General features: G+C 70.6%; 12 protein-coding genes. 8 read left to right on the top strand and 4 right to left on the bottom strand.

The annotated features are described in order from the left end of the window. Window positions 1-89: 89 nt before the first annotated feature. The 3 genes from AC3WXD_RS27265 to AC3WXD_RS27255 form a co-directional block, all read right to left on the bottom strand. Window positions 90-1,028, bottom strand: coding sequence for a TetR/AcrR family transcriptional regulator (locus tag AC3WXD_RS27265; RefSeq protein WP_492325035.1), 939 nt, complete (start codon window positions 1,026-1,028; stop codon window positions 90-92). A gap of 317 nt (window positions 1,029-1,345) precedes the next feature. Beyond that, window positions 1,346-2,941, bottom strand: a complete 1,596-nt coding sequence (locus AC3WXD_RS27260) for a GMC family oxidoreductase (RefSeq protein ID WP_492325034.1) — start codon at window positions 2,939-2,941, stop codon at window positions 1,346-1,348. 4 nt (window positions 2,942-2,945) lie between these two features. Next, window positions 2,946-3,527, bottom strand: a complete 582-nt coding sequence (locus tag AC3WXD_RS27255) for a hypothetical protein (RefSeq protein WP_492325033.1) — start codon at window positions 3,525-3,527, stop codon at window positions 2,946-2,948. 137 nt (window positions 3,528-3,664) lie between these two features. Between AC3WXD_RS27255 and AC3WXD_RS27250 the strand changes: the two genes are divergently transcribed. The 5 genes from AC3WXD_RS27250 (at window position 3,665) to AC3WXD_RS27230 (ending at window position 9,464) form a co-directional block, all read left to right on the top strand. Continuing rightward, window positions 3,665-4,726 (top strand): AraC family transcriptional regulator, encoded by a 1,062-nt coding sequence (locus AC3WXD_RS27250; RefSeq protein ID WP_020206615.1) that lies wholly within the window; start codon window positions 3,665-3,667, stop codon window positions 4,724-4,726. A 287-nt stretch (window positions 4,727-5,013) separates the two neighbouring features. Further along, the gene (locus AC3WXD_RS27245) at window positions 5,014-6,609 is read left to right on the top strand and encodes a flavin-containing monooxygenase (RefSeq protein ID WP_492325032.1); all 1,596 of its coding nucleotides are present in this window, start codon (window positions 5,014-5,016) and stop codon (window positions 6,607-6,609) included. 63 nt (window positions 6,610-6,672) lie between these two features. Beyond that, entirely contained in the window at window positions 6,673-7,581 is a 909-nt protein-coding gene (locus tag AC3WXD_RS27240) for an SDR family NAD(P)-dependent oxidoreductase (RefSeq protein WP_492325031.1), read from the top strand. Next, window positions 7,578-8,576 (top strand): alpha/beta fold hydrolase, encoded by a 999-nt coding sequence (locus tag AC3WXD_RS27235; RefSeq protein ID WP_492325030.1) that lies wholly within the window; start codon window positions 7,578-7,580, stop codon window positions 8,574-8,576. The genes AC3WXD_RS27240 and AC3WXD_RS27235 overlap by 4 nt, the downstream gene beginning before the upstream one ends. A 15-nt stretch (window positions 8,577-8,591) precedes the next feature. Further along, window positions 8,592-9,464, top strand: coding sequence for a metal-dependent hydrolase (locus AC3WXD_RS27230; protein ID WP_492325029.1), 873 nt, complete (start codon window positions 8,592-8,594; stop codon window positions 9,462-9,464). Between the two features lie 900 nt (window positions 9,465-10,364). Here the strand turns inward: AC3WXD_RS27230 and AC3WXD_RS27225 are convergent. After that, window positions 10,365-11,249, bottom strand: a complete 885-nt coding sequence (locus AC3WXD_RS27225; protein ID WP_492325028.1) for a MerR family transcriptional regulator — start codon at window positions 11,247-11,249, stop codon at window positions 10,365-10,367. A gap of 156 nt (window positions 11,250-11,405) precedes the next feature. Between AC3WXD_RS27225 and AC3WXD_RS27220 the strand changes: the two genes are divergently transcribed. From AC3WXD_RS27220 to AC3WXD_RS27210, 3 genes are all read left to right on the top strand, one after another. Then, window positions 11,406-12,335 (top strand): LysR family transcriptional regulator, encoded by a 930-nt coding sequence (locus AC3WXD_RS27220; protein ID WP_020204217.1) that lies wholly within the window; start codon window positions 11,406-11,408, stop codon window positions 12,333-12,335. Between the two features lie 163 nt (window positions 12,336-12,498). After that, window positions 12,499-13,467 carry a Bug family tripartite tricarboxylate transporter substrate binding protein gene (locus AC3WXD_RS27215; RefSeq protein WP_059410977.1) on the top strand — a complete coding sequence of 323 codons (969 nt, stop codon included), beginning with the start codon at window positions 12,499-12,501 and terminating at the stop codon, window positions 13,465-13,467. A gap of 132 nt (window positions 13,468-13,599) precedes the next feature. Next, window positions 13,600-14,571, top strand: a complete 972-nt coding sequence (locus AC3WXD_RS27210) for a M14 family metallopeptidase (RefSeq protein WP_059410978.1) — start codon at window positions 13,600-13,602, stop codon at window positions 14,569-14,571. Window positions 14,572-14,673 lie beyond the last annotated feature (102 nt).

Below are 14,673 nucleotides of genomic sequence, written 5' to 3'. Positions count from 1 at the left end.
TGCAGCCGATGGTGTAGTCCGGCGTGACGGCGGCGCGCAGCGCGGGATCGCTCACCTGCCGGCGGTCGGCCGGCGCGCGGGACGCGCCGCTAGGTCCTGGAGCGGGTACGCATCCAGTCGTCGAGCGGATTGCTCGGGAAGACGATGGGCGGGTGCTCGCGCGCGCCGCGCACCGCCATGCTGGTGACGGCGGCGCGCGTGGCGCCCTCGTTGCGCGCGGTGCGGCGCGTCTTGCGCGCGGCCGCGGCGTGCGCGTCGGCGCGCTTCGCCTGCTCGGCCACCAGGCCGTCGAGCGAGGCCTGCGTGGCGCGTTCCTCGGCGTGCTGGGCCTCGCCGATCACGAACACGTCCTGCAGCGCGCACAGTTGCTGGCTGGCCGGCACCGGCGCCTTGAGCGCGGCGATCACCATCGCGCTCAACTGCGCCAGCACCTGCGCGTCGCTCACGTCCTTGCCCTGCGTGAAGGCCGGCAGCAGGTTGCCGAGCTCGTCGCCGGCCAGCACGCCGGCCAGCGCCTTGAGCGCGAAGTTCAGCCGCCAGCCCAGCTCCTGCGGCGGGATCTCCGGCAGCGCGCGCGCGAAGGCGCCCGAGAAGCGGCCGAACACCGGCGCGTAGTGGCCGAGCAGGTAGGACTGGATGAACGGCGAGGTGTCCGAGTACACGCGGCCGAGCAGCCGCAGGAACGACGGGCCGCCGAGCTCCGGCTCGCGCGCCATCTGCAGCGCGGGCACGAACAGCGCGCCCATGACGTGCTCGCAGCGGATCTGGTTGCCGGGCCAGCGCGCCTCGCAGGCGTCGAGCACGGCCAGGCGCCGCGTGTTGAGTGGGTCGAGGCGGCGCCCGAGCACCGCCTGCATCATGATTTCCTTGCTGCGGAAGTGATAGTTGACCGCGGCCAGATTGACGATCGCGCGCGAGGTCACTTGCCTGAGCGAGGTGCCTTCGTAGCCGACCTCGATGAACAAGCGCTCGGTGGCGTCGAGAATGCGGGCCTTGGTGTCTCCTGCCGTGCCTTTACCGGTCTTCATGGGGGGCGCCTCTTGTCTTGTCATGCATCGAACCCCAGCAAAATGCCATGCCGTTCCTGCTCCCTGCTCTGTCGGCAAACGGATGCTTGAAACGGTTGTACGGAGCCTAGCCAGCGCCGCGAGCGTTTCACAAGCGCAAAATTTGAGGGTTGCCTCTAACGTTGTTTCCAACGTTGCCTCGGACTCCGCCTCCTGCGTCGTGGCGCCGCGCGCGGGGCGCGCCGGCTCCTTGCGCGCCCGTTTTAATTGTGGACTTGAAGCGCGCGAGCGCGCACCGCTTTGTTTTACCCCTCTTGCGTGGGGCGGCCGGGCGGCGCTCACCGCACCAGCCGCGCGGCCAGCCCGTGCGCGTTCTGCGCGCTCAGCGCGAACACCGACAACTGCGGGTTGGCGCCGATGCTGGTGGGAAACACGGAGCCGTCCAGCACCGACAGGTTGTTCAACTGGTGATGGCGGCCGCCGCTGTCCACCACGCCGAGCCGCGGCTCGTCGCTCATGCCGCAGCCGCCCATCAGGTGCGCCGAGAACAGCGCCGCGCGGAACTTGGCCAGCGGCAGCGCGGCGATGCCCGCGCGCGCGCTGGCCCAGTCGGCGTAGTACGGCGCGTCGAGATGCGCCGGCCGCACCCGCAGCGCGCCGGCGGCGAACTGCGCCTCGGCCATGCTCAGCCACGCGCGCCGCACGCCGTCCCAGAGGTAGTCGTTCATGTCGTAGTCGAGCACCGGGCTGCCGTCGCCGGCGATGCGCACGCGCCCGCCTTCGCTGTGCGGCACGAAGCCGTCGCGCAGCAGCGCCAGCATGGCGTTGGTGCGCGGCAGCGCGGCCATGTCGGCGCGCAGCGCCTCGCCCACGCTGCCGAACACGCCCGCGCTGATGCCGGGCAGCAGCGGCGGCACTTCGAGCTTGTAGCCGATCGCGCCGGTGGCGCCGTCTTTCCACTGGAAGTGGTCCGAGGCGACCGACTGCGGCGCGCCGTAATACGGGTCGACCTGCTCCGGCATCACCGCGATGCTCAGGTTGACCGGATGGATGAAGGTGCGCAGGCCGAGGCGCTGGTGCGGGTCCGGCGCGCGCGAGCGCAGCAGCAGCGCCGGCGTGTTGATGGCGCCGCCGGCGGCCACGTAGTGGCGCGCGCGCACCGTCACCGCCACGCCGGTGGGCGTGCGGCCGTCGGCGCCGAGCGCCACGCCGGCGAGCGCGCCGACGGTCTTGCCGTCGTGCGCGAACGCGCGCACGCGCACGCGGTGCACGAGCGTGGCGCCGCGCGCCAGCGCCGCCGGGATGGTCGACACCAGCATCGACTGCTTGGCGTTGACCGGGCAGCCCAGGCCGCAGTAGCCGGAGTTCCAGCAGCCCTTCACGTTGCGCGGGATCACGTGCGACTCCCAGCCCAGCTTGTCGCAGCCGCGCTTGAGCACGCCGTTGTTGTCGTTCGGCGCCATGCCCCACGGCGCCACCGACAGGCGCGTCTCCATGCGCGCGAACCACGGCGCCATGTCGGCCGCGGCGTGGCCGCTCACCGCGTGGTGCGCGGCCCAGTGCGCCAGCGTCTGCGGCGGCGTGCGGAAGCTCGACGACCAGTTCACCGTGGTGCTGCCGCCGACCGCGCGGCCCTGCAGGATGGCGATGGCGCCGTCGGCGGTGGCGCGCGCCGCGCCCTCCTGGTAGAGCTCGCGGTAGGCGCGGCCTTCGTCCATGTCGCGGAAGCTGTCGGAAGTGCGCAGCGCGCCTTCCTCGAGCAGCACCACGCGCAGGCCGGCATCGCTGAGGATCTCGGCGGCCACGCCGCCGCCGGCGCCGCTGCCGACGATGGCCACGTCGGCGTCGAGCGCGAGCGGCGCGGCGAGCGTGGCGGCGTCCACCACGTTCCAGCCGGACGCGATGCCGGCGCTGTAGAGGTCGGGTACGGTCATGGCGTCAGGCGTGCAGTGCGTTGAAGACGGCGGGATTGGGGCCGGGATAACCGGCGCCGGCCCACGCGGCGGGCAGCAGGTAATAGGCCACGCCGCACAGCTTGACCAGCACCACGGCGCCTGCGTTCAGCGTGGCGAAGCGGCTCGCGCGCCAGCGCGCGAGAAAGCGCCGCGCCTGCGCCGCGTCGGTGTGCCGCCAGTCGTCGCGCACGCCGCCCAGCACCCGGCGCAGCGGGCCGATGGCCAGCAGGTCCAGCAGCTTGCGCAGCTCGGCGCGTGCGTTGGCGTCCATCGCCGCGCAGGTGTCGTCGATATTGTGCAGCGCCTGGCCGAGATGCAGCGCGCGCTGGCCGGGCTCGCGCGTGGCCAGCTCGTCGGCCACGGCGGGCAGCAGCGCGCCGAACAGCGCCGCGTCGCCGTCGCGCAGGAAGCGCATGCCGGCGGCCGGGTTCGTGGGCGCGGGCGCGCAGCCGCTCAGCGCCGGGATCAGTCCCGCGCAGGCCAGCGCCGCGGAAAAACCGAGCCCGACCTTGAGGAAGCCGCGCCGCGAGAGCGCGCCGGGCGGCGCGGTGCATGGGGCGTGCATGGTGTCTCCTTCTCTTGTTCTCATGCGCCTCGGGACTGCGTGAACTCGTCGATCGTTGTCGATTGCCCGCATTGACGCTCGCCGCAGTCTGGATCAAGATCGGCCCCCGGTCTTGATTCCGCATGACAGGTCATTTGATGCCACGCGCCAATGCGGCCGCCGGCGCTGCCGGCGGCACCGTCTCGCTGCCCTACCTGCGCACCGTGCTCGACCACGGCGAGGCCGCCGGCATCGCGCCGGTCCGCCTGCTCGCGCTGGCCGGGCTCGATCCGGCGCTGTCCGACGCCGCCGCCGGTCCCGCCGCGCGCGTGCCCGCGGCCGACTACCTGGCCCTGCTCGACGCGCTCGCGCGCGCCACCGGCGACCCGCTGGCCGGGCTGCACGCGGGCGCCGGCTTCAAGCCGCGCCACTATGCGGAGATGGGCTACGTGGTGCTGACCACGCCGACCGTGCGCGAGGCCATCCTGCAAGGCATCCGCTATGAAGTGCTGGCCAACGACATCGGCCGCACCCGTCTGATGGAAACGGCGCGCGGCGCGTGCATGACGTGGGAGGCGCTGCACGGCCCGCTCTCGCGCCACGCGCACGAGCTGCACATGGCCACCTGGATCTGCTTCGCGCGCTGGCTGCTCGGCGAGGGCTTCTTCGCCGAGCGCATCGAGTTTCCGCACGCCGCGCCGCCCGGCGGCCATGCCGACGGTTATGCGCGGGTGTTCGGCTGCCCGGTGGCGTTCGACGCCGGCCGCCACGCCTTGCACATCGACCCGGCGCTGCTGGCGCGCCCCTCGCTGCAGGCCGACGCCGAGATGCAGGCGCAGATGGCGCGCATCGCCCAGGCCCAGTTGCGCGCGCTCGAGGCGGACGGCGGCGGCGAGATCGCGCAGGCGCGCGCGTTCATCGGCCACGCGCTGCCGCGCGGCGAGGTGCCCATCGCCAGCGTGGCCGCCCATCTGGGCCTGCCGGTGCGCACGCTGCAGCGGCGGCTGCAGGCGCGCGGCATGAACTACTCGGCGCTGGTCGACGGCGTGCGCCGCGCGCAGGCCGAGCACTACCTGGCCGATCCCGCCGTCAGCCTCGCGCAACTGGCCATGCTGCTCGGTTTTTCCGAGCAGAGCGCGTTCAGCCACGCATTCAAGCGCTGGACGCGGGAAACCCCGAACGCCTGGCGCCGGCGCGTGCTCGGCGGCGGGCGCGCCTAGGGCGTGCCGGCACCGGCAGCGGACTGGCCGGCGCCGTGCTCCCGCCTCCGGCGGTTTCAAACGCAGCAGTGGGTACGCTTGCCAGCGCGGCCAAAACGCGCCTAGTCACCGTTTAATACGGCGAATGGCCCGCTAAAGTCCGCTAAAAATTAGAAGCGACATTCCAATCCCGGCATTGACCCGCGCTGCCGCGCTGCCTACGATGACATCCATCAATGTCACAATCAATGATGTTGCGGCGCGTCAGGGCACCCCGCCCGGCGCGCCCGCGGCACGAGAGACAGCCTATGAACGCGCCAGCGGACCTGCCCCCCGAGTTGTCCACCGCCGGACCCCAGCCGCCGGGCCCCGGCGGCGCCGGTCCGACCCAGTATTGCGACATCGCCATCATCGGCAGCGGCTTCGCCGGGCTGGGCATGGCGATCCGCCTCAAGCAGGCGGGCCTGCACAACTTCGCCGTGTTCGAGAAGGCCGGCTCGGTCGGCGGCACCTGGCGCGACAACCACTACCCGGGCTGCGCCTGCGACGTGCAGTCGCATCTCTATTCGTTCTCGTTCGCGCCCAACCCGGACTGGTCGCGCATGTTCTCGCCGCAGCCGGAGATCCGCGCCTACCTGGAGCGCTGCACCGACCAGTTCCGCCTGCGCCCGCACCTGCGCCTGCGCCACGAGCTGCGCCGCGCCGCGTGGGACGAGGCCAGCGGCACCTGGCAGCTGGAGATGGCCGACGGCAAGCGCGTGCAGGCGCGCGTGCTGGTGTCCGGCATGGGTGGCCTGAGCCGGCCCGCGTACCCGGCCATCCCGGGGCTGGAGCGTTTTCGCGGCGAGACCTTCCATTCGCAGCACTGGAACCATGACTACGCGCTGGCCGGCAAGCGCGTGGCGGTGATCGGCACCGGCGCCAGCGCCATCCAGTTCGTGCCGCAGATCGCGCCGCGCGTGGCGCACCTGGACCTGTTCCAGCGCACCCCGCCGTGGATCATGCCCAAGCCGGACCGCACCGTTTCCGCGGCCGAGCGCTGGCTGTTCCGCCGCCTGCCGTTCACGCAGAAGCTGGTGCGCGGCGGCATCTACTGGATGCTGGAGTCGCGCGTGCTCGGCTTCGTGGTGCACCCCAAGCTGATGAAGGCGGTGGAGCGCATCGCGCGCGGCCACATCCGCCGGCAGGTGAGCGATCCCGCGCTGCGCGCCGCCGTCACGCCGGACTACACCATCGGCTGCAAGCGCGTGCTGATCTCCAACGACTACTACCCGGCGCTCGCGCGCACCAACGTGGACGTGGTGACGGCGGGCATCGGCCACGTCGAGGAAGACGCCATCGTCATGCGCGACGGCAGCCGCCGCCCGGCCGACTGCATCATCTTCGGCACCGGCTTCCACGCCACCGACCCGATTCCGCGCGGCGCCATCCTCGGGCGCGGCGGCATCGACCTGCTCGACGCCTGGCGCGACGGCGCCGAGGCCTATCTCGGCACCACCGTGGCGGGCTTTCCCAACCTGTTCATGGTGGTGGGGCCGAACACGGGCCTCGGCCACAGCTCGATGGTGTTCATGATCGAGTCGCAGGTGAACTACATCCTCGGCGCGCTCAAGACGATGGGCCGGCACCGCGTGCAGGCCATCGACGTGCGCGCGCCGGCGCAGCACGACTACAACGCCGGGCTGCAGCGCAAGCTGGCGCGCGCGATCTGGTCCGAAGGCGGCTGCGTGAGCTGGTATCTCGATCCGAAGACCGGCAAGAACACCACGCTGTGGCCGGGCTTCACCTGGCAGTTCCGCCGCGCCACCGCGCGCTTCGACATGGCCGACTACGAGACCCGCTCGCTGATGCACCCGCAACTGTCCGCGGCTGCGCGGCAGCCGGCGCCGGCCGCCCAGGCATGAGCCGCGCATGAGCCGGGCAAGAAACAACCACCAAGAACAAACGACCCGCGAGGAGACTCCCGCATGAAGCAATTCAGGAACAAGGTGGCGGCCATCACCGGCGCCGGCTCCGGCATGGGCCGCGCGCTGGCCGTAGCGCTGGCGCGCGAAGGCTGCCAGCTCGCGCTGTCGGACCGCGACCAGACCGGCCTGGCGCAGACCGTGGGCGAGGTCATGCGCACCGCGCCCGCGCTGATGGTCACGCAGCACGTGGTGGACGTGGCCGACCGCGCCGCCATGCATGCGTGGGCCGCGCAGGCCGCGCACGCGCACGGCCGCGTCAACCTGATCTTCAACAACGCCGGCGTGGCGCTGTCGAGCACCATCGACGGCATGAGCTACGACGATCTCGAATGGATCATGGGCATCAACTTCTGGGGCGTGGTGCACGGCACGAAGGCCTTCCTGCCGCACCTCAAGGCCAGCGGCGAAGGCCACGTCGTCAACACCTCCAGCATCTTCGGCATCTTCGCGCAGCCCGGCATGAGCGGCTACAACGCCAGCAAGTACGCGGTGCGCGGCTTCACCGAATCGCTGCGCCAGGAACTCGACCTGCTCGGCTGCGGGGTCTCCGCCACCTGCGTGCATCCGGGCGGCATCAAGACCAACATCGCGCAGGCCAGCCGCATCGCGCCCAACGTCGCCGGCTTCCTGGTCGAGAACGAACAGCAGGGCCGCGACGACTTCGAGAAGTTCTTCATCACCAGCGCCGACAAGGCCGCGCGCGTGATCCTCAACGGCGTGCGCCATGACCGCCGCCGCGTGCTGATCGGGCCCGACGCGGTGGCCGCCGACCTGATGGCGCGGCTGCTGCCCGCCGCCTACCAGTCGCTGGTGGTGCGCGAGGCGCGCCGCAAGAGCCCGCTCGGCAAGCCCGCGTCCGCGGGCGGCACCGTGGCGGCCAGGCCCGCCGGCGGCGGAGACGCGCCATGAGCCGCGCCGCCGCCGCGGACGCGCGCCTGCGGCGCCCGCCCGGCGCCTTCACGCGCTGGTTCGGCCAGGGCCGCATCGGCCTGTTCAGCCTGTCGCGCGAGACGCTGGCGCGCCGCTACGCGCTGCCGGCCTCGCGCTGGGTGCAGGTGATGGGCACGCTGGTCCACTACACCGACGAGGGCGCGCCCGACGGCGAGCCGCTGCTGCTGATCCACGGCTTCGGCGCGTCGCTGCATACATGGCAGGGCGTGCTGCCGGCGCTGTCGCAGCGCTACCGCGTGCTGCGCGTGGACCTGCCGCCGTTCGGCCTGACCGGGCCGCTGCGCGACGCGCGCGGGCGCATCGCCACGATGGACGTGGACATGTACCGCCGCTTCATCGACGCCTTCTGCCAGGCCATCGGCCTGCGGCGCGCCAGCGTGATCGGCAACTCGCTCGGCGGCCTGATCGCGTGGGACCTCGCCGCGCGCCGCCCGGCCCAGGTCGACAAGCTGGTGCTGGTCGACGCGGCCGGCTTCCCGATGAAGCTGCCGCTCTACATCGCGCTGTTCAACCACGCGCCGGTGCGCTGGTCGGCGCCGTGGATGCTGCCCGAGGCCATCATCCGCGCCGCCACGCGCGACGTCTACGGCGACGCCGCGCGCGTGGACGAAGCCACCTTCCGCCGCTACGTCGATTTTTTCTACGCCGAGGGCAGCCGCGAGGCGGTGGGCCGCATGGTGCCCAGGCTCGATTTCGCGGCGCTCGACACCGACGCGCTGGCCGGCATCCGCGCGCCCACGCTGGTGCTGTGGGGCGAGCGCGACCGCTGGATTCCGCCCGCGCACGCGCAGGCCTTCGCCGGGCGCATTCCCGGCGCGCGCCTGCAGCGCTATGCCGGCCTCGGCCACGTCCCGATGGAAGAAGACCCGCAGCGCGTGGCGGCGGACCTGCTGCACTTCCTCGCCGAATGCGGCAACGTCGCGCAACCCGCGCCCCACGCCATCCAAGCCTAGACAGGAGTTCCGATCATGATGCCAGTCCGACGCGATGTGCATCCCCACCTGCCCGCCAGCCGCATCGCCGACTGGCACGTGCGGGGCCGCCACGTCACCCATTTCGTCAACGCGCTGTCGATCTTCTTCCCGGCCGGCGAACGCTTCTTCATGGACAGCGTGCGCGCCTACCGCGACGACGTGGCCGACCCCGAACTCAAGCGCGCCATCGCCGGCTTCATCGGCCAGGAAGCGATGCACACGCGCGAGCACATCCTCTACAACCGCCTGATGAGCGAAGCCGGCCTGCCCGCCGCGCAGCTCGACAACACCGTGGCCAAGCTGCTCAACCTGCTGCGCCGCATCCTGCCGAAGTCATGGCAGCTCGCCCACACCATCGCGCTGGAGCACTACACCGCGATGCTGGCCGGCGGCCTGCTGGCGGACCCGGAGCAGATGGGCGGCTCCGAGCCGGGCTACCACCAAGTGTGGATCTGGCACGCGCTCGAGGAAACCGAGCACAAGGCGGTGGCCTACGACGTGTGGAACACGGTGATGAAGCCCGGCTTGTCGCGCTACCTGCTGCGCACCTTCACCATGCTGACCACCACCGCGACGTTCTGGGCGATGGTGTTCGTGTTCCACGTGCGGCTGGTGATGGCCGACCGCGAGTGCCCCAACAAGCTGCGTGGGTTTGGTGGGGTGATGTGGTTTCTGTGGGGCAAGCCGGGGGTGCTGCGCAGGATGATCCCGGAGTGGTTCGACTATTTCCGGCCGGGGTTTCATCCGTGGGATCACGATAACCGCGCGCAACTCGCGAGGATTGAGCCGCTGATCGCGGAGATTGAGGAGAATTCGCGGAGAGCGGGGGTTTCTTTGCGGGCGCCTTCTATTAGGGGGTCTTTTTGAGGGGGACGGTTTTGGGGTTCAAAGTCAAAGGCTTTAGCTTCAAGGTCAAAGGCTTAACGTCAAAGTCAACATCAAAGTCAAAGTCAACTTCAAAGTCAAAGGCTTTCGCGCCCCCGGCGCGACTTACTTTCTTTTATCCGAAAAGAAAGTAAGCCAAGAAAGCGGACTGCCTGGCCGGCAGGGGCAGAGCCGAACAGAGTTGCCTGGGTTGGTGGTTTCGTGGTGGGGTTGGTGGTTCTGCAGGGATTCTGCCGGTACCGGTTTTGGCGGCCACGCTCTCTCGGGTGGTGTTCGATTCGTGGTGGCGCTGCATGATGGCGGAGGTCCAGGACCTTTGGGCTGCTGCCGCGACCGGGGCGGATGGGCTCGTCATAGGGACGGGGCTGGTTTCGTGGTGGGCGCGGTGGCCCCTATTTGAACGCAGTGCCGGACGGCTGAAAAGCAATCCCGGTTCCAGCAACCCAGCGCACCCGCGCTGGGTCCACCACGCCCACCACGAAACCATGCGGGTGCTACGCCGTGACCGCCCAAACCGGTAACGGCAGATGCCCGAACAGGCAGTGTGCCCGCCATCATAGGTCTGACCCGGAAACCCATACCGTCAGCCAGATCGTGGCCGCTCGCACCGGTAACGGCAGGATGCCAGCAGAACTACAGGCCCCACCACGAAACCACCAACAAGAGAAATCCCAACGTTTCTGCCCCTGCCGGCCAGGCAGCCCGCTTTCTTTGCCTACTTTCTTTTCGGGGAAAAGAAAGTAGGTCGCTCCGGGGGAGCGAAAGCCTTTGACTTTGACTTTGACGTTCAGCCCTTGACCTTGAAGTTAAGCCTTTGAATCTGACTTTAATTCTTTAAAGCCTTTGTCTTAAAAAACCAAATAACCAAAAAAGCCCAGCCGCTCAGGCCCGCTCATCCCCATCATGCAAATGCTCAATAATCGCCGCCACCCGATCTCCAAGATACTTGTTCGCTGACAACTCCAGCGCCCGCATCATCTCCGCTTCCACCGCCACCATCGCCAGCGGGCGGATACGCCAGAGGATGTCCACCAGCCGCGGCACGTCCTGCGGCGGTGGCAGCTTGCCTTCGCCGAAACGGTCCAGCTCGCGCACCACCATCGCCACGATGCGGTCCGACACCGCTTCGAAATGCCCGCGCGCATGTTCGATGATGGCGAGCACGTCCTCGATCGGGAAACCCGCGCGCGCGATCTCGGCGCCGGCGGCCAGCGTGCGCGGGCTGCGCGCGAGGTAGCCCATGCCGTCCGGCTCCAGCAGCCCCAGCGCGATGGCCTTGGCCAGCGCCGGGCGCGACACCGCGCGGCCGAACAGCCTGGCCAGCGCGAGGTAGGAGTAGTGCCGCGGCACTTCGTCGGTCCACGGGCTGGCGATGGCGGATTCCAGTCCGAGGATGGAGCGCAGGTCGTGGCCCTCGACGATGGCCTTGAGCAGTTCCTGGATGTTGTTGAGCGTGTAGCCGCGCGCCAGCAGGTGGTTGATCAGGCGCAGGCGGCCCAGGTGCGCCTGCGTGTAGATGCCGACGCGGCCGCGCCGCTCGGGCGGGTCGATCAGGCCGCGGTCCTGGTAGGAGCGCACGTTGCGCACCGTGGTGCCGGCCGCGCGCGCGAGTTCGTCGATGGTGTACTCGGCGGGCGCGCCGTCTTTCGCGCTTCCCGGTTTCGCGCTTCTTGGCGCGCTTCTCGGCGCATTGCCCGGCGCATTGCCCGAGGCACTGTCCGGCGGGGAACTGGAGGAGGACGCGGCGCTGCGCTTGAAGAGGGCCATGCGAAAAATTCTACCCGACTCGCGCGGCGCCCGTATGGCCCATGTATGGCGCACGTATGGCGCCCGCGCGGTATCCAGGAGAAGCCTGCACGGTGCCGGCATGCCGCTACAATGTCCGCGCCGCTTCATCGACCGTCAACTTCACCGCACCTTCCCATGCATATCCGCTGGCTCGAGGATTTCGTGTGCCTGGCCCAGGCCGGCAGCCTCGCGCGCGCGGCCGAGCTGCGCAACGTCACGCCGCCCGCGTTCGGGCGCCGCATGCAGGCGCTGGAAGTGTGGGCCGGCGCGCCGCTGATCGACCGCAGCGTGTTCCCGGTGCGCCTGACCGACGAAGGCCGCCAGTTCCTCGAAGCCGCCGGGGACGCGCTGCGCACGCTGGACGAGGCGCGCCTGTCGCTGCGCGCGGCGCACCGCGCCGATGCCAGCACGGTGGTGATCGCCACCGGCAAGACGCTGGCGCGCTCGATGGTGCCGGCGTGGCTCGCGGGCCTGCGCCACGCGCTGCGCCACGACCCGGTGGCGGCCGGCTTCCGCACGCGCCTGTCGACGTTCCCCACGCACGACGCGCTGGCCATGTTCACCGAGGGCGACGCCGACTTCCTGCTCTGCTACAACTCGCCCGAGCAGCCGGTGACGCTGGACGAGGCGCGCTACCAGCGCTATCTCGCCGGCGAGGAGCGGCTGGTCTGCGTGAGCGCCGCGGCGCCCGGCGGCGGCCCGCAGTACAAGCTGCAGGCGCGCGGCCGGCACGCGCCGGTGCCGATGATCGCGTATGCCGAGACGCTCACGCTGGGCCGCATGGTCGACGGCGAGATCGCGCGGCGCCGGCTGGCCGCGCGGCTGGACGTGATCGCGGTGAGCGATTTCCCCGAGTCGGTGCACGAGATGGTGCGCCAGCGCATGGGCCTGGCGTGGCTGCCAGCGCGGCTGATCGCCGACGACCTCCATGCCGGGCGTCTGGTGCGCGCGGGGCTGGAGGCCGGCGGCGAGTCCGACCTCGCCATGCAGATCCTGCTGTACCGCACGCGCGCGCCCATGCGCGCGCTGGCCGAGGCCTTCTGGCGCGCCGCCACCGCCGCCTAGCTTTTTCCTTTTCCCGCGCCGCCTTGCCGATTCGGCAAGCGCCGTTGCCAAAGCCGCACGTTGCTGCGCCCGCCCGCTCTCTAAGATCGCCGCACATCGCCATATCCGCATATCCATACATGCGCACGGCGGCGAGACCACGAATCCACGAAGGGAGAGAGCCATGAACAAACTGCTGCGCGCGGCCGCCGCCGCGTCCTTGTGCCTGCTTGCCGGCGTCGCCGGCGCGGCGGGCTGGCCCGCCAGGCCGATCTCGCTGGTGGTGGGCTACACCGCCGGCGGCAGCGTCGATCTGGTGGCGCGCACCATCGCGCCGGAGCTCGGCAAGCGCCTGGGCCAGAGCGTGGTGATCGAGAACCTCGGCGGCGCCGGCGGCACCATCGGCGCGGCCAGGGTGGTCAAGGCCGACGCGGACGGCTACACGCTGCTGATGGGCTCGGGCAGCGAGGTCTCGATCGCGCGCCTGACCAATCCCGCCGTGCGCTACGACGGCGAGCGCGACCTCGCGCCCATCACCTTCGTCGGCACGCAGCCGATGGTGCTGGTGGGCAAGCCCGGGCTGCCGGCGCAGAACGCCGACGAGCTGATCGCGCTGGCGCGCGCGCAGCCGGGCAAGCTGGCCTATGCCTCGTCGGGCGTGGGCACGCCGCTGAACCTCGCCGGCGAACTCATCAAGCAGCAGGGCAAGGTCAACATCACGCACGTGCCCTACAAGGGCGCGTCGGCCATGTCGACCGACCTGCTCGGCGGCCAGATCGACCTCGCCGTGATGGTGCTGTCGTCCGCCCTGCCCCATATCCAGGCCGGCCGCGTCAAGGCCTATGGCGTGACCGAGGCGCACCGCGCCCAGGTGGCGCCCGGCGTGCCGGCGCTGGCCGAGAGCAGCGCGCTCAGGGGCGTGGACATGGGCGTGTGGTTCGGGCTGATGGCGCCGGCCGGCACGCCGCGCGCGGTCGTCGAGCGCCTCGACGCCGAGATGCAGGCCGTGCTGGCGCTGCCCGAGGTGAAGAAGAAGCTGGCCGAGGCCGGCGTGGCGGTGGCGCCGGGCGGCCCGGCGCAGTTCGCCGCCTTCGTCAAGCGCGAGACCGGCAAGTACAAGGCCATCGTGCAGGCCGCCGGCATCCACGAATAACCGCAATGCACCAATAATGGCAACGATGGCGGCAAACGGCGGCAGGCGTGCCATTTGCTTGCCACCAGCGGCGCCCGGATTTCCGGCCGCCGGGATTCCCGCTTAAACAGGCAAGCTAGCCAACCCACACACATGCATACCCAAGTCCCTACCTTCGACGCCTATCCGGTCGAAGTCGAATTCCCCGACATCCGCCCCTACGCCGCCGGCAACGCGGGCGTGCCCTACGTGCACACCTTCGACAGCGGCGCGCCCGGCCCGCACGTGATGATCAACGCGCTCACGCACGGCAACGAGGTGTGCGGCGCCATCACCGTCAAGGCGCTGCTGGACGCCGGCCTGCGCCCGCGCCGCGGCCGCCTGACGCTGGCCTTCGCCAACGTGGATGCGTACCACACGTTCGACGCGGCGAAGCCCGACGCCTCGCGCTACGTCGACCAGGACTTCAACCGCGTGTGGACCGCCGCCGTGCTCGACGACGCCGGCCGCGACTCGTCCGAACTGCGCCGCGCGCGCGCCATGCGCCCGGTGATCGACACCGTGGACCTGCTGCTGGATCTGCACTCGATGCACGAGAAGAGCCTGCCGCTGATCGTCTCCGGCCCGCTCGACAAGGGCATCGAGCTGGCGCGCGCGGTCGGCGCGCCGGCCAACGTGATCGTCGACGAAGGCCACCCCGAAGGCCGCCGCATGCGCGACTACGAAGGCTTCGGCGACGCCGCCAGCGCGAAGAACGCGCTGCTGATCGAATGCGGCCAGCACTGGGAAACCGCTTCGGTGAGCGTGGCGAAGGACAGCACCGCGCGCTTCCTGCTCAACGCCGGCATCATTGACGCGGCCGACGTGCCCGCCGGCTGGCTGCAGCCGCCGCGGCCGCAGCGCGTGGTGCGCGTGACCGAGCCGGTGGTGGCCGCCAGCATGGACTTCCGCTTCGCCGGCCCGTACACCGGGCTGGAGACCTTCCCCGAGGCCGGCACCGTGATCGGCTGGCGCGACGGCGAGCCGGTGGTGACGCCCTACCCGGACTGCGTGCTGGTGATGCCGTCGCTGCGCCAGTTGCGCCCCGGCGTGACCGTGGTGCGGCTGGGCCGGCTGGTCGGCTGAATGGTTGGCTCAATGGCCGGCGGGATGATCGTTCGGGCGTGATCGTTCGGGCATGATCGGGCGCGGCCCGCGGGCAGGACGCGCGGCAAAATGCACCACAAC

The sequence above is a fragment of the Cupriavidus sp. FW216-B1 genome, assembly GCF_058789195.1.
Note: the sequence above shows the minus strand (reverse complement) of the source record. Positions and strands in the feature narration are given on the sequence as shown.

What these genes read in the sequence shown, in the direction of transcription:
- AC3WXD_RS27240 (WP_492325031.1), top strand. Translation starts at nt 6,673, where the DNA reads ATGAAGCAATTCAGGAACAAGGTGGCGGCCATCACCGGCGCCGGCTCC.
- AC3WXD_RS27265 (WP_492325035.1), bottom strand. Translation starts at nt 1,028, where the DNA reads ATGAAGACCGGTAAAGGCACGGCAGGAGACACCAAGGCCCGCATTCTC.
- AC3WXD_RS27260 (WP_492325034.1), bottom strand. Translation starts at nt 2,941, where the DNA reads ATGACCGTACCCGACCTCTACAGCGCCGGCATCGCGTCCGGCTGGAAC.
- AC3WXD_RS27230 (WP_492325029.1), top strand. Translation starts at nt 8,592, where the DNA reads ATGATGCCAGTCCGACGCGATGTGCATCCCCACCTGCCCGCCAGCCGC.
- AC3WXD_RS27210 (WP_059410978.1), top strand. Translation starts at nt 13,600, where the DNA reads ATGCATACCCAAGTCCCTACCTTCGACGCCTATCCGGTCGAAGTCGAA.
- AC3WXD_RS27255 (WP_492325033.1), bottom strand. Translation starts at nt 3,527, where the DNA reads ATGCACGCCCCATGCACCGCGCCGCCCGGCGCGCTCTCGCGGCGCGGC.
- AC3WXD_RS27215 (WP_059410977.1), top strand. Translation starts at nt 12,499, where the DNA reads ATGAACAAACTGCTGCGCGCGGCCGCCGCCGCGTCCTTGTGCCTGCTT.
- AC3WXD_RS27225 (WP_492325028.1), bottom strand. Translation starts at nt 11,249, where the DNA reads ATGGCCCTCTTCAAGCGCAGCGCCGCGTCCTCCTCCAGTTCCCCGCCG.
- AC3WXD_RS27250 (WP_020206615.1), top strand. Translation starts at nt 3,665, where the DNA reads ATGCCACGCGCCAATGCGGCCGCCGGCGCTGCCGGCGGCACCGTCTCG.
- AC3WXD_RS27245 (WP_492325032.1), top strand. Translation starts at nt 5,014, where the DNA reads ATGAACGCGCCAGCGGACCTGCCCCCCGAGTTGTCCACCGCCGGACCC.
- AC3WXD_RS27220 (WP_020204217.1), top strand. Translation starts at nt 11,406, where the DNA reads ATGCATATCCGCTGGCTCGAGGATTTCGTGTGCCTGGCCCAGGCCGGC.
- AC3WXD_RS27235 (WP_492325030.1), top strand. Translation starts at nt 7,578, where the DNA reads ATGAGCCGCGCCGCCGCCGCGGACGCGCGCCTGCGGCGCCCGCCCGGC.